Origin of the sequence: Streptomyces sp. TP-A0874, assembly GCF_001748085.1 — a bacterium.
Lineage (GTDB): Bacteria > Actinomycetota > Actinomycetes > Streptomycetales > Streptomycetaceae > Streptomyces.
Map to the genome: position 1 here is coordinate 23,253 of NZ_BBZK01000009.1, position 14,551 is coordinate 37,803.

Here is a 14,551-nt window from a genome sequence, read left to right on the forward strand (position 1 = left end):
CGTAAGCAGCAGCGGCCGAAGGAGGCGCCGGGCGAGACGTCCCCGGCGCCTCCCCTTCCCCCCGGCTCCGCCGCTCAGCGGACCGCCGGCTCCAGCAGGCGGAGTTCGTCCCCCGCCAGCTCGACGGGTACCCCTACCGGCAGGGTGAGCATCGGATCGGTGTGGCCGAACTCGAACTCCGTCACGATCGGGAAGGTCAGCCCGTGGCAGACCTCGAGCAGGATGCGGTCCAGTTCCGCCCGCTGCTCGGTCGTCCACATCCGTGGCCGGCCCATCACCAGCCCAGTGATGCCGTCCAGGAGCCCCGCGTGGCGCATCTGCCACAGGTCGCGCGCGGCCTGGACGGGCCCGTACCCGTCGTCGTTGCTGGTCTCCAGCGCCAGCACATGCCCGGCATAGTCCGGTAGCCAGGGCGTGCCCAGCAGTTGGAGCACGCTGGGCACGCACCCGGCCAGCAGCGGGCCCTGCCCCGTGCCCGCCCGCAGGACGGCACGCGGCGGCGCCGCCTCGGGAACGCGGGGCCGGTCATCGCCGCCCCAGTCCACGAACTCGTCGAACACCTCGGCCGACCGCGGGAAGGCGCCGGTCCACCCCCGTGTGGTGACGTCGAGGAACGACTGGAGGGTGAACTCCGGTGTGCCGCCCGTCTCGGCGAACTGGGAGAGCACCGCGGGCCCGTAGAATGTGGTCACCTTGGTGCGGGCGTACAGCGCGTGGTGCAGCACGGTGGCGTCGGAGTAGCCGCAGAGGACCTTGGGGCGCGCCGCGAACGCCTCGTAGTCGATCAGGTCGAGCAGTTCCGCCGCGCTGAGGCCGCCGATCATCCACAGGACGCCGTTGACCTCGGGGTCCCTGAGCGCGGCGTTGAACTGCTCGGCCCGCGCCCACCGTGAGCCGGGTTCGTGTCCGGCAGCGGGCGGCGCCTGGGAGACGCGGAGCTGCGCCCGGGCGGCGATCTCGCCGATCCCGCGGGCGGCCCGCTCGGGGAACACCGCTGCCCCCTGCCAGGAGGGTGACACCACGGTGACGGCGTCGCCCTTCTCCAGTCTGGGTGGACGCGACCGTGCCTGCCGCAGTGTGCTCAGTTGGGCCGGGGACAGCCCGTAGGTGGCGCGGAGGTCCGCGTCGGTTGTGTCCGGGTGTCGGTCGAGCACCGAGGCGGCTCGTTTGAGGTTCTGGGCTATGGAGCGCGCCCGCCGTTCGCCTTCGGCCTGCAGGGCGGAGCGGAAGCCCCGCGAGGCACCGAACTTCTCGAAGAGGTCCTCGGTCTGTCCGGGAGTCAGCGGTGCGAGCAGTCCCATCAGGCGGAGGCAGAACTTCCGGACGATCGAACCCGGCCCCTTGCCGGCGGGGCGGGCCCCGTTCTCGATGAGCAGCGCCAGCGCGCGGTAGAGGTTGACGAGGTCGGCCGCCTGCTCGGGGGCGAGCCCCGCGGACTCCGCGGCCTGGACCCGCTCCGCGATCTCGGGCAGTGCGAACGGGTTGGGGCCGAAGGGGATGGCGGCGGTGATCTCCACACCGAAGCCGATCTCCGCGTAGCGGCGCTCGGCGGACTCGACGAGTATCAGGTTGGAGAGGGGCTGCCAGCGCGGGCAGCGGCAGTCGGGCCGGCACTCGGTGGCGCAGCCGACTCCGGGACGCCGGTAGTAGTAGGTGATGCCGCGGCCCCGCAGTGCGTAGCCTTCGCCGTACTCCCAGCGGGTGGAGACCTGGGGCTCGTCGAGGACGTGCAGCTGGCCGCCGTGCTGGTCCACGGCGTGTGCCACGGCCTCGATGATCTCGGTGTCCCTGGAGTCCACCAGGATGTGGAGCCGGTCGGCCCGGTGGTCGGGGAGCGCCGCGAGGGTGGCGAGGTGGCTGTCCACCGCGACGGCCCGCAGGTCCTCGTCGGTCTCGACGTCGGCGAGCAGGCCCGTCATACCGAAGGCGAAGAGCCAGGGGTGTTCGCCGTGGGCCCGGAAGCAGGGCTGGTAGTGGCAGATCCGGCCGATGCTCCGGTTCGCGGCGAGGGTGGCCTTGTGCGGGGTGACGGTGGCGTTGACGAAGGCGACGGTCTCGTCCGCTTCGACGATGGGCGCGGCCGGTGTCAGCCGGTATCCGCGCTCCAGCAGCGTCCGCAGAAACCGGACGACGACCGCCCGGCTGGCGTCGCTGCCGGCGAGCGAACTCTCCGTGGTGAACATCCGTTCCTGGGCCGCCGCATCGAGCGGCGGGGATTCGGGTGTCGCCGGGTCGGGTGCGGGCGCCTGCCCCGTGGTGCTCTCCGTCATGTCCGTCCTTCCGTGTTGCTCTGCTCCGTCGGCGTGTCGGCCGTCCGTGCGGTGTGCGGGGCCGTCCGGTCGTCCGCGGCCGATCCTCCAGGAAGGTCAGGCCCGCGTCCCCTGATGGCAACGCCGCCCCCGCTCAGCCGGTGACGGAACCAGCTGAGCGCCGCATCCGCCATGTCCCGTTGGAACACCCGCAGGGTCGGGAGCCCCGGGGGAGGCGGCATCCGCGACATCCAGGTGAACCAGCCGCCGAAGACGGCGAGCAGGGCGGTCGCGTCGTCGGGGTGGCAGTCGTACCTCTCCAGTACGCCCCGCAGCGCGTCCTCCGGTGGGTCCCCCCGGTTGCAGGCCACCTCCAGCAGCAGGTAGAGGGGGTCGAAGACGGCGGACCCCCGGCAGGCGTACGCCCAGTCGATGAGGATCGGGGCGCCCCCCGTCCAGAGGATGTTGTCGGCACGCAGGTCGGCGTGGAGGAGGTCCGATCCGGCGAGGGCGCTGCGGGCCCGCTCCGCCAGGTCCGCCCATTCCCGGGGCGGCAGCAGGGGGTTGCCCTCCTCGTCGAGCGGCCAGGTGTCGAAGCCGGGGTCGGCCGCGAGGGCGGACCAGGCTGCGAAGGCCTCCCCGAAGTAGGTGTCAAGCGGCGGGAGGCCGGGCGGGGCCGGTACGCGGTGGGTGTGCAGGTGGTGGAGGACCGTCTTCAACTGCCCCGCCGGCCAGGCGGGGGAGCAGATGCCGGCGTCGACGGCCCGGAAGGCGAGCACCGTCCAATCCCGCCAGTCGAAGGCCCACTCGAAGCCGATGTCGACGGAGTCCGGCTGCCCCAGCTGTCGGCAGGCTCGCCACTCCTGGCGGTAGAGGGCCCGGCCGTGGCTGTTGACCGCCTCGGAGGTCGCTTTGACGAACACGCTCCCCCGGGCGGTCCGGAGGATGCCCGCGAAACCGGCCGAGAATCCGCCGACGGTGCCGTCCGCCCGCAGCACGGCGGAGCCGATCCGCTCCTCGACGGCCTGCCGGAGTCCGACCGGCAGTGCTCGCCATTCCATCCGCGGGGTCCACTCCATCGGGTCAGTACCCCAGCCCGATCCGCTGCCAGACGGTGTGGCCGAACGCCGGGACGCGTTCTCCGATGACCTCGCCCACCGGGCCCTCCCCCAGCCAGTCGGCCACGGCGCGGATCGCCTCCGCCAGCGTCAGCCGGGCCAGTCCCGCTCCCAGACAGAAGTGGTGACCGGCCCCGAAGGCCAGGTGCGGCCGTTCCGTTCGCTCCGGGAGCCGGAAGCCGTCCGGCTCGGTGAACACCTCGGGGTCCCGGTTGGCGGCGGCGACGACCAGCGCGACCCGCTGGCCCGGCTCGATCAGCTGCCCGTGCAGTTCGACGGGGCGTTCCGCGCTCCGCGGCACGAAGTGGAACGGCGCCTCCAACCGCAGGGCCTCCTCGGCCAGCCGTTCCGGCTCCAACTCTCCGCGGTGCAGTTGGTCGAGGAGCGTCCGGGACGGGCCGAGCAGATGGACGAGGGCCGATCCCAGGCAGGCCGCGACCGGTTCGATCCCGCCGGTGAGGATCTGCGCGAACAGTGCGACGGCCCGGTCCGGGTCCAGTTCCAGGAAGGCCCGGAGCTGGGCGGGGCCGCGCCCGGCCCGCGCGTCGGGCAGGGTCACGGTGTCGATGTGCTCGCGCAGCCGCGAGATGGCCAGGCGGGCCCGGGGAGCCCGGCTCGGGTCGAGCCGGGGCACCCCGATGAATCCGATGATCTCGGCGGACCAGGACAGCAGGTCCTCCCGGCGCTCCTCCGCGATACCGAGCAGACCGCAGGTGACCGACGCCGCCAGCGGCTGGACGAACTCCCCGAGCAGATCGGCGGATTCGGGGTCCAACCGGGACAGCAGCGTCTCCGCCCGTCCGGCGATCTCTCCTCGCAGGGCGCGCACCGCGCCCGGGCGGTAGGAGGGGGCGACCGCGGAGCGCACGGTGGTGTGTTCCGGGGGGTCGGTGAACATCGGCCAGGCCTCGAAGAACCGCATGATGTCGGCGACGCCCTCCAGCGTCTCCGGATCATGGTCGCCGAGGAACCCGGCCCCGATCCGCGCGGAGAGCCCGCTCTCCCTCAGCAGCGTGTTGACGTCCTCGTAGCGGGTGACGTACCAGCATGCCGTGTCGGCGTCCCACCAGACCGGGGCGGTGTCGCGCAGCGCCCGGTACTGGGTGTGGGGGTGGAGCGCGAAGGACTCCGACAGCAGGTCCACGGAGGCGGTCTGTCCCATGGTCATCAGGCCGGGCGGCGGGCGATGCTGAAGAGGTTGTTGCCCCTGCCGGCGATACCGGGGGCGTTGCGGAGCCGGTTCTCCATCTCGAAGACGCGGTCGAAGTTCTCCCCCGCCAGGATGTCGACGAGCTGCTCGGTGGAGCCGTGCAGCTGCGTCTCCTGGTAGCCGGGGTAGATCAGGTTGGGGAACCCGGTGAGGAGTTCGACCTCGAGGCCGGCGGCGGCGTGCATCTCCTCGATGCGCTGCACGTCGTACAGGTGCATGTCCGGCATGGTGTCGGTGAAGCGTCCGCGGCGCGCCAGCGCCTTCTCGGCCTCGTCGAGTCGGCCGATGCCGATGTTGAAGAACGCCGCGTGCCAGACGCTGGGCAGGAAGGACACCAGCAGGCCGCCGGGCTTCAGGAGTCCGGCCACGTCCTTGATGGTCTGCTCGGGGTCGGCGACGAAGCCGAGGACGTTGTGGAAGTTGAAGGCGAGGTCGAAGCCGCGCCCCTTGAGGATCTTCCCGACCTCGGTCAGGTCGCCCTCGACGAACTCGACCCGGTCCGCGAACCCGCGCTGCTCGGCCTTGGCCTCAGCGACCTTGATCATCGCCCGGGTGAGGTCGAAGAGCACGCCGTTGCTCTTGGGGGCCTCCTCGGCGAAGAACGTGGTCCAGCGCCCGGTGCCGCCGCCGGCGTCGAGGAACGCGAAGTCCTCGGGCAGCTTGGCCAGGACCTCTTCACGGAGGGCGGTGGCGAGCAGCCGGTCGGAGAGCATCCAGTACGGCTGGAGGTCGACGTCGTCGTAGGCGTCCGCCTTGTCGGTGAAGTAGCCGCGGACTTCCTGGTCGTACTGCTGTTCGCTCATGATGCTCCTGTCTTGGGAGAGGGGACCCAGCACGCGCTTGTGACGCGGTCGCGGTCGGTGTGCTGGCCCACCGGGGCTGTTTCCTGGGGCTGTGTGATGGGTCGGGGGCGGTTTCGCCGAGGCGGTCGGCGCCGCCGGGCCGGGCCCCTCAGGGGGTGGTCGGCTCGGTACGGAACGCGTCGTTGAGCACCTTCTCCAGCTCCTGGCCGCGCTGCTCGAACTGCTCCAGCGAGTCGGCTCCGTAGATGAGGAAGAGGCACCACGCGGACGGGTGCGGTTCGCCGTACACATCACCCACCCCGTGCTGGCGAACGGTTTCCAGCACGAAGTCGAAGGCGTCGATGTCGGCCTGGGAGGGTTCGGCGACGATCTTCCCCTCCGTGGCCGGGGCCAGGTTGATCCAGCCGACGTAGCGGTTGGGCTCGCCGTCCGCGTAGGGGGCGGGTCGCTCCGGATCGACGACCGACTTGATCCATGCGATCCGCAGGTCCTCGCCGAGCGCACGGTAGGTCTGGGTGATCCCTCCACCGGCGAACCGGCTGGCGATCTCCGAGAAGTGGATGCGCCGCTCGTCCGGGGCCTTGAAGAACTCCAGGTGGGTGATGCCGTCCCGGATGCCCAGCGCCTCGTTCACCCGCTGGTGCATGTCCTCGACGTCGGCGTAGAGCTCGGCCCACTCCTCGCGGGGGAGGAGAACGGAACCGTTGCTCACGCCGGCGGTCTCGATGGCGAGCCGCGGCCGTATGTAGCGCATGATGCCGAGGGCTTTGCAGACGCCGTCGACCCAGATCGCGTCCACGTGGAACTCGTCGCCGCTGACGGGGCGTTCGGCCATCATGAAGTGCTCGACCCCGTCGCTGCCGAGCTCTTCGAGCAGGGTGCTCAGCTGCTCCTCCGTGTGCACCCAGCTGGTGCCCAGGGTGCCCAGCCCGGCGGCGGGCTTGACGACGACGGGGAAGCCCAGCTCGGCGGTGGTCCGGCGGACCCCCTCGGCGACCTCGGAGGTGCGCAGCGAGACGAAGTCGGTGCAGCTGACCCCGGCCGCCCGCACGGCCAGCTTCATCGCGCGCTTGTCGCGGGTCTTCAGCGCCATCTCCAGCGTGGGCTCGGCGCAGCCCAGGACCTGGGCGAGGTAGCCCGCGCCGAACTGGCTGAACTCCGAGAGGCTCACCACCTGGTCCGGGATCCAGCCGTCGGTCTTCAGCTGGGTGGCGACCTGGCCGAGCTCGTCCATGTCGTCGAAGCTGTTGATGCGGAAGACGTAGGGGAGGGTCTTCAGGACCTCTTCGTCGACGTGGAAGTGGGCCGCCTCGAAGGTGTCGAAGAGCAGCGCCACTTCCGCGCCCTCGTCGCGGAGGGCGGCGAGGATGTACGGGTCCCACCGGCAGACGAGAATCCTTCGGTTCATCAGGGTCTCCTGTTGTTCGTACCTGAGCGGTTCACGGGTGGTTCAGGGCTCGGTGGTCTCCGCGGCGGGCCGGCTCTCCTCTTCGAGCCTGGACAGGGGCACCGACGGCAGCAGTCCCGCCCGGTGGAGGACGAGCCCCAGCAGGCCGAGCGCCAGGCCGAAGCCCGCGGCCATCGGCACCGCGTGACCGCCGTCGGCCAGTTGGCCCGAGAGCAGCGGGCCGGCGGTGAACCCGAGCGAGCAGACGAATCCGTAGGCCGCGTTGAAGCGCCCGCGGTTGGAGTCGTTCGCCCAGTTGTTCACCAGCGTGGGCCCGGTGGCCGCGAGCAGTGACTCCCCCAGGGCGAACACCGCCATGGCGAAGGCGCCCGTGAGCAGGGCGTAGACGCCGCCTCCCAGGCCGGTGACCGCCAGGACCAGGAGCCAGAACACGGCCCAGCTGGCGGCGAGCAGCGAGAGGGCGGTACGCGGTGTGAGGTCCTTGATCCGGTTGAGGAAGAGGAACTGGACGGCCACCACGGCAGCGGTGTTGACCGCGAACATCACGCCCAGCTCGGTGGGGCCCAGCCGGCTGCTGGACAGGAGGACCGCCGGCATACCGGAGTTCAGCTGCGAGTACCCGAGGGTGAACAGCGCGAAGACCACGAGGAGCAGCGCGACCAGCCAGCGGTTCCGCAGCACGTCCCGGTAGGAGCCCTTGGCCCTGCCCGGTCGTCCGGCGGGGTCTTCCGGTCTCTCCTCGGCAGGCGCCTGCTTGGCGAGGACGGCTCCGCCGCGGCGTAGCTCCCGGGAGACCAGGTAGCCGGTGACGAGGAAGGAGAAGGCGTCGAGGATGTACAGCAGTTGGAAGACGCGGAGGGAGTCGGTCAGGCCCGCCACGAGGCCGCCGATGAGACCGCCCAGGCCCATCATCGCGTTGACCACGGCGAAGTCGGCCGCGAAGACCACCGACCAGTGCTCGCGCGGCACCAGGTCGGCCATCAGGGCGTTCCAGGTGATGGCCCCGCCGATGCCGAGGCCCTGGACGAGTCCGGCCGCCAGGGCCGTCTCCGGGGTGTCGCATATCGCGAAGCCGAGTGCGCCGAGGGCGGCGCAGACCAGCGAGGCCCAGACGGCCTGGAGGCGGCCGAAGCGGTCCGAGATCCAGCCGGCCAGCGGCCCACCGCCGAGCGCCCCGAGGGAGGTCACCGCGACCGCGCCGGTGGCTGCTCCGAGGGAGAAGCCCCGCATCTCGTGGAGGTAGACCACCAGCAGTGGGACCACGAGGCCGGTCCCCGCCGCGTTGATCATGTTGATGCCGATCAACCGCCGCGCGGACACCGGAAGCAGGCGCAGTGACTTGATACCGCTCATCGGTTCGGAACCGTTTCAGAAGTGGAAGAGAGGGCGGGCGGTGAAGGCGTCCGTGTCCGGGTAGAGCGTGACGCCGTACCGCGAGAGGACGTCCAGCTGCTGCCGGATGTAGGGGATCGCCTCGGCCGCGTCCGGGTAGTCCCGCGGCGTCATACCGATCCGTTCCACGGCCTTCTCCACCGCGATGTTCTCCCAGCGTCCCAGCTGGGGCATGAGGAGGTGCTGGTAGTCCGCCTGCCACAGCCGCAGGACGGCACGTTCGTTGACCCTCCGGACCAGGTCCAGGGTGGAGTGGTTGAGGCTCCTCGCCGTCGCCACGTCCATGCCGATGTGGGACCAGGAGTAGTCCGGGTCGTCCGGGTCGTGCACCTCGATACGGAGGGCCTCCTTGTCCTCCCACAGGGGCATCGTCTCGTCGGAGATGCTGAACACGCTCAGCATGAAGTGACCGGCGTACTCCTCGGCCAGAAAGTCACGGGTCTCCTGGAAGTCCTCGGGGCTCTCACCGGGGTAGCCGGCCATGAAGGAGCAGCGGTAGCCCAGGCCTCCTTCGTTCAGCAGGCGGAAGGCGCGCAGGTTGTCCTTCCTCGTCACCTTCTTGTTCATGTGACGAAGGGTGCTTTCGCTCATGGACTCGAAGCCGATGGAGAGGAACTGGCAGTGAGTCGCCGCGATCGCGTCGATCAGCTCGGCCGTCTTGAGCACGTTGGCCCGGCTGTAGGCCTCCCAGCCGATCCCGACGTCGGGGAGGAGGCGCAGCAGTTCCCGCAACCGGGTGGGCGGCACGGTGAAGGTGCTGTCCATGGCGGAGATGTAGGAGGCGCCGTTCTCGTCCGCGTAGCGCCGCCAGTCCGCGGCGATCTTCGCAGCGGACTTGTAGCGCCATTTGGGGCTGGCTGCCGGGAAGGAACAGAACTTGCAGCTGAACGGGCATCCGCGCATGGACTCGTAGGGGATGACACGCCAGTCGCCCTTGGGCTGCGGAGACGGGTAGGAGTCGAGGTCCAGGTAGTGGAACGGGCTCAGCCGGTGGCCCAGCAGTTCCCGGGGGTGCCGGTAGACGAGATTGGGCACTTCCTCGGGTGAACCACCCTTTTCCAGCATGTCGAGCAGGGCTGGCAGCGCCTCCTCTCCGTCGCCCCGCACGATGTAGTCGATCTCCGGGATCTGCCGCATCAGCGAGGTGTACTTGAGGTTGCTGTACTGGCCGCCCAGGATGATGGGGATCCCGGGGTAGGTGCCGGCTATCCAGTGGACCGCCTGCCGCAGGTCTCGTTCGGTCCAGATGAAGCTGGTGGAGAGCAGCGCGGCCCGGTAGTCGCCCTGGGGCGCCGGGGTGGCCGGGCCGCTCTCGGCCCACAGGTTGGTCGTGTCGTAGGTGTCGGTGTTGTGGCCGGCCCGTTCGAGGATCTCCTGGACGGCGAAGGTCGTCAGGTGCGGCACGTTGTAGTAACGCGGCCGCAGGAGAGGGTAGTCCGCGCCGTTGTGACGGAAACCGAGGCGGTTCAGGTTGAACTCCCCGAATTCCGTCCCCGCCAGGAACTTGGCGGCGTTGGCCGCCCCGTCCTGACGTTCGAGCATGGTGTTGGCGAGGTAGTCGGAGTTCTTCAGTGTCGGCCCGAGACCGGACACGAGTACCACGTCGATGGCGCACTCTCCTGGGGTGGGTACGGGCGGGGACGCCCTGCCGTCGCTTCGCGTCAGGGGTTGATCTGCCGCCCGTTCACCCGGTGCAGCATCTGCATGTCCCGGATCTCGTCGTGCTTCAGCAGCCACAGGAAGAAGCGCTCCACGCCCAGGCCGAAGCCGGAGGTCTGCATCGGGCGCAGTTCCCGCATCCGCAGGTACCAGGCGTAGTCCTCCTCCGGCACCTGGTGCTCCGCCAGCGCGCGGCGGGTCTCGTCGGCGGTGGCGTGCCGCTCGCCGCAGCCGACGGTCTCGCCCACGCCGAAGAGCAGGTCGCCGTTGCGGGCCAGGGACGGGTCGCCCGGCTCGTAGGCCTGGTAGAAGGGGACGGAGAGGTGGTCGAAGTGGGTCAGCCAGACGAACTCACCGAACTTGTCCATCAGGGCGCGTTCGCCGGCCCGCGTCAGGGTGCGGGCGCCCTCGGCCACCTCGCCGACGTACTCCGGGGTGTCGCCGAGGAGTTCCACGGCCTGGGTGAAGGAGACCTGGGGGAAGGCGTCCAGGGCGAGCAGCCGCTCGATGTGGGCGGTGTCCCCGGCCACCTCGGCGATGGTGGGCCCCATCTCTTCGAGGTAGGCCTGCCCGAGGTGGCGCACGTAGGCCTCGACGGTATCCATCACCGAGTCCATGTCACCCGGGAGCTCGGCCTCCGAGTGGTAGAACTGGCACAGGTGCGTCGAGTCCGGCGCCTCGCCGCGGAACGAGGGCATGACGTAGTAGCAGCCCTGCTCCCACATGCGGCAGCCGTACTCCAGGAGGAACTGCATGGAGTCGGCCAGGTAGGTGGGCACCCCCTCCAGCTCGACGCGGACCGGCAGGGAGTCGCTTCCCAGCCCCATCGGGCTGGAGATCGAGCCGGTCGTCACCGGGAGGAAGGCCGCGCGGACACCGCGGCCGGCCCAGAACTCGACGGTGGCTCGCTGCATGATGTCGGTCATCTGGAGGAGCATCCGGTACCAGGGGTGCGTGAGTGCGACCTCGAAGTGCGAATCCGGATCGCGCCAGGTACCGGGGGCGGAGAGGGCGGACTTCTCCGTCTCGTGCGTGCTCACTTGTCCTCCTTGAACCTGTGCTGACGGGGCACCTGAAGCGGTGTGTGTTCTGAAGTGTTCGTTGCGGGCCGGGTGCGCGGGGGCCGTGGAAGCGGGCGAGGTGCGTCGCACCGGTTGGTGCGAAGCCCCGCGGTACGGCGGTATGCCACGCCCGTCGGAACCGGCGGCGTTTTCCCGCTCGTTTCCGACTTCGAGAGGTGTTCGTGGTCAGGCCGGAGTCTGTCGGCCCGCGGTTTCGAACGGTGTTCTCACGGTGTGGTCGCGGCCCTCACCGCGGACGGCTGCGCAGCGGCGCGGGGCGTCGGGCTCCGGAGCCGAATCCGAGAAAGCGGCCGGAGGCATGAGGGCAGGCGAGATCAGTATGTGCGAGCCATCGCCGAGAAATTGAGTGGACAACCCCCCGATTGCCTCGGACTCCCGGCAGGGAACTCAACGAGGCTTTGGACCGCCCGACAGGAGACGAAAAGCCTGCGATTCATTTTCCTCAGCTTCCCCGCTGGAGCAAAAACAATGGCAAAAAACACCGGAAACACCGGAAATATTTTCAACCGGACACGCTCGCACGCTAACTTGACGGAAAACGATCACTCAACAACTTTGCATCAAGATGCAGTTGGCGGTAAAAGGCCAACCCCGCCGACCACCGCCGCCCATTTGAAATGGGTATGCCCGATAAATTCAATTGGTGCTGGCGAACCGCTTTTATCATGCCGACAGGGGAACCGGTGCGCCAACTCACCGCATTCCCCGGCGGATCAGCGCGGCCGGACACGGGAAGGGCCCGGAAGCACTCGCGGAGCGGATGCTTCCGGGCCTCTCGACCGGGCGACCGGGGCGATCAGGCCGGGGCCGCGGGGTGTTCCACCGTTTCGCCCCGCTCGGCGCGTTCCACCTCCACCCGGCTTCGGGCGGAGCGCAGTGCCGGGATGGCGGCCGCGGTGGCCGCGGAGACGAGCGCCATGGCGATGCCGACGAGCAGCGCGGTGCGGAAACCGGCCTCCGAAGTGAGGGTACGGCCGCCCGCGGTGGTGGTCATATGAGCGAGGACGACGCCGATGACCGCGGCCCCGACCGAGGTGCCCAGGGAGCGCATCAGGGTGTTGAAGCCGTTGGCCGAGGCGGTCTCGGAGTGCGGCACGGAGCCCATGATGAGGGCGGGCATGGAGCCGTAGGCCAGCCCCACCCCGCTGTTGATCACCATGAGCGCGAGCATGATGCCCCATGCCGAGCCCATCAGGGCGAGGGAGAGGCCGTAGCCCGCGGCGATGACCAGGGCTCCGCTGATCAGGGTGGTCCTGGGTCCCCTGGCGTCGGTCAGCCTCCCCCCGAGCGGGGAGACCAGCATCATCATGATGCCGCCGGGCGCCATCCAGAGGCCGGATTCCAGCAGGGACTGCCCCAGCCCGTAGCCGGTGCTCCGGGGGAACTGCAGGAGCTGCGGCATGACGAGCATGCCGGCGTACATCGCGAAGCCGGTCGACACCGAGGCCACGTTGGTCAGCAGCACCCGGGGGCGGGCCGTCGAGCGCAGGTCGACCAGTGGGGCGGGGGTGCGGAGCTCCCAGGCACCCCAGGCCGGAAGCACCAGGACGGCGGCGGCGAACAGGCCCAGCGTGGTGACGGAGGACCAGCCCCAGTCCGCACCCTTGGAGACCGCCAGGAGCAGGCAGACCAGGCCTGCGCCGAGCCCCAGAGCGCCGGGCAGGTCGAAGCGCTGCCCGCGGGCGGCGGCCGGGACCTCCGGGACCAGCGAGCCGATCAGCACCGCGATCAGTACCGCCAGGACGGCTGACCCCCAGAAGAGGACACGCCAGTTGGCGTACTGCGCGACCGCGGCGGCGAGCGGCAGCCCGAGCCCTCCGCCGATCCCCATGGAGGCGCTGACCAGGGCGATCGAGGAGCTGAGCTTCTCTGCGGGGACGACGTCGCGCAGCAGGGCGATCCCCAGCGGGACCATGCCCATGCCCATGCCCTGGAGCCCCCGCCCGATGATCATGGGCAGGACGGTGGAAGCGAGCGCGCACACCACCGAACCGACGATCAGCGGGACGGAGCAGGCCAGCAGCATGCGCCGCTTGCCCAGCAGGTCGCCGAGTCGACCGGTGACCGGGACGCATACGGCGGACACCAGCAGGGTGACGGTGACCACCCAGGTGGCGTTGGACGGGCTGGTGTCCAACAGACCCGGCAGGAGCGGCAGGAGCGGGGTGACGAGCGTCTGCATGATCGCCGCTGTCGTGCCCGCGAGCGCGAGGACGGCGATCACGCCGGTCGCGCGGGAGGAGTCGTCTGTCTGCTTCACCGTTCGGTCTCCTTCGGGCCATTGGACAGCCGGGCCATTTAAGTCAGTCGATTGACTTAACGTACCGGAGTCGTTTGACTGATCCCCGGTCACCCCCCGACACGAGTGCGGCCACAGGAGGTTTTCGTGACAGACACGGACACGACGCAGGCGCTGCCGTATCCGCTGAAGGCACCGTCGGCGCTGGCACCACCCGAGCCCTGGGAGACCTTGCGCCAGAGCTGTCCCGTCGCCCGGGTGACCCTGCCCAGCGGGGACGAGGCGGCGCTGCTGACCCGGTACGCGGACGTGCGCACGGCGCTGTCGGACCCACGGTTCAGCCGGGAGGGCCTCGCCCGCCCGGACGCGGCCCGGGTCTCGGCCGGCGGGTCCGAGGGGATCTTCAACAGCCCGATGGCGCGGACCCTCAACGAGGTGGGGCAGGCACGGTGGCGGTCGATGGTCGGCAAGTACTTCACGGCCAAACGCATGGCGGCGCTCCGCCCCGACATGGAGGCCGTGGCCGGCCGCCTCGTGGACGCCATGACGGAACGCGGAGCCCCGGCGGACCTGGTGGCGGGGCTCGCCTTCCCCCTCCCGGTCTACGTGATCTGCCGGATGCTCGGCGTACCCGAGAGCGATTGTGAACTGTTCAAGGGCTGGTCGGACACGTTCCTGAACACCACTCGTTACACGCGGGCCGAAACGGAGGCGGCATACCGGGAGTTCGCCGCCTACATGGCGGCCCTGGTCCGGGAGAAGCGCGCCGAGCCGGGCGAGGACCTGATCAGTGTGCTGCTGACCGGCGACGGCGGGGCGGGTGAGCCGATGCCCGAGGACGCCCTGGTCGCCACGGGCCAGGCGCTGCTGCTCGCCGGCCACGAGACAACCGTGGGCTTCATCTCGCTGATGGTGGCGCACCTGCTGTCCGACCGGAGTCGCTGGGAACGGCTGCTGGCCGAGCCGTCCCTGATCCGGCACGCCGTCGAGGAGAGCCTGCGTTTCGACCCCAACGGCAGCAGCTTCGGCATGCTCCGCTACACCCACGAGGACGTCGAACTCTCCGGCCGGGTGGTGACCGCGGGCACCACGGTGGTGTGCAGCATGGCGGCTGCCAACCGGGACGAGACCGCTTGGGAGAACGCCGGTGAGATGGACCTCTCCCGCAGCCCCAACCGCCACCTCACCTTCGGCGCCGGCCCGCACTCCTGCCTCGGCCAGCCGCTGGCCCGCACCGAGTTGCAGGTCGTCCTGGGCGTCCTGCTCAATCGGCTGCCGACCCTGCGGCTGGCCGTGGACGCCGCAGAACTCCGCGCCCAGGACGGCCTGCTCACCGCGCCCCTACGCGAACTGCCGGTGGCCTGGTGAACGCGGGCACGCCGCAGAGCGGC

General features: G+C 70.2%; 10 protein-coding genes. 1 reads left to right on the top strand and 9 read right to left on the bottom strand.

The genetic code is table 11. The features are described 5' to 3' along the window. Positions 1-74: 74 nt before the first annotated feature. From BGP73_RS22220 to BGP73_RS16120, 9 genes are all read right to left on the bottom strand, one after another. Entirely contained in the window at positions 75-2,270 is a 2,196-nt protein-coding gene (locus tag BGP73_RS22220) for a S66 peptidase family protein (protein WP_079127575.1), read from the bottom strand. Next, a complete protein-coding gene (locus BGP73_RS16085; protein ID WP_069815466.1) occupies positions 2,267-3,310 on the bottom strand; it encodes a phosphotransferase in 1,044 nt (347 codons plus the stop codon). The genes BGP73_RS22220 and BGP73_RS16085 overlap by 4 nt, the downstream gene beginning before the upstream one ends. A gap of 22 nt (positions 3,311-3,332) precedes the next feature. Further along, positions 3,333-4,529, bottom strand: a complete 1,197-nt coding sequence (locus tag BGP73_RS23775; protein WP_170837852.1) for a cytochrome P450 — start codon at positions 4,527-4,529, stop codon at positions 3,333-3,335. 5 nt (positions 4,530-4,534) lie between these two features. After that, positions 4,535-5,380, bottom strand: a complete 846-nt coding sequence (locus BGP73_RS16095; RefSeq protein ID WP_069815470.1) for a class I SAM-dependent methyltransferase — start codon at positions 5,378-5,380, stop codon at positions 4,535-4,537. Positions 5,381-5,528: 148 nt separating this feature from the next. Further along, positions 5,529-6,788 carry an ATP-grasp domain-containing protein gene (locus BGP73_RS16100; protein WP_069815476.1) on the bottom strand — a complete coding sequence of 420 codons (1,260 nt, stop codon included), beginning with the start codon at positions 6,786-6,788 and terminating at the stop codon, positions 5,529-5,531. A gap of 42 nt (positions 6,789-6,830) precedes the next feature. Continuing rightward, on the bottom strand, positions 6,831-8,141 hold the full coding sequence (locus tag BGP73_RS16105) for an MFS transporter (RefSeq protein WP_069815478.1): 1,311 nt from the start codon (positions 8,139-8,141) through the stop codon (positions 6,831-6,833). Positions 8,142-8,156: 15 nt separating this feature from the next. After that, on the bottom strand, positions 8,157-9,782 hold the full coding sequence (locus BGP73_RS16110; RefSeq protein WP_069815480.1) for a B12-binding domain-containing radical SAM protein: 1,626 nt from the start codon (positions 9,780-9,782) through the stop codon (positions 8,157-8,159). A 59-nt stretch (positions 9,783-9,841) separates the two neighbouring features. Then, a complete protein-coding gene (locus tag BGP73_RS16115; protein WP_244501226.1) occupies positions 9,842-10,879 on the bottom strand; it encodes an asparagine synthetase A in 1,038 nt (345 codons plus the stop codon). Between the two features lie 838 nt (positions 10,880-11,717). Further along, entirely contained in the window at positions 11,718-13,103 is a 1,386-nt protein-coding gene (locus tag BGP73_RS16120) for an MFS transporter (RefSeq protein WP_244501240.1), read from the bottom strand. A gap of 204 nt (positions 13,104-13,307) precedes the next feature. Between BGP73_RS16120 and BGP73_RS16125 the strand changes: the two genes are divergently transcribed. Then, entirely contained in the window at positions 13,308-14,528 is a 1,221-nt protein-coding gene (locus tag BGP73_RS16125; RefSeq protein WP_069815482.1) for a cytochrome P450, read from the top strand. The last annotated feature ends 23 nt before the right edge of the window (positions 14,529-14,551 follow it).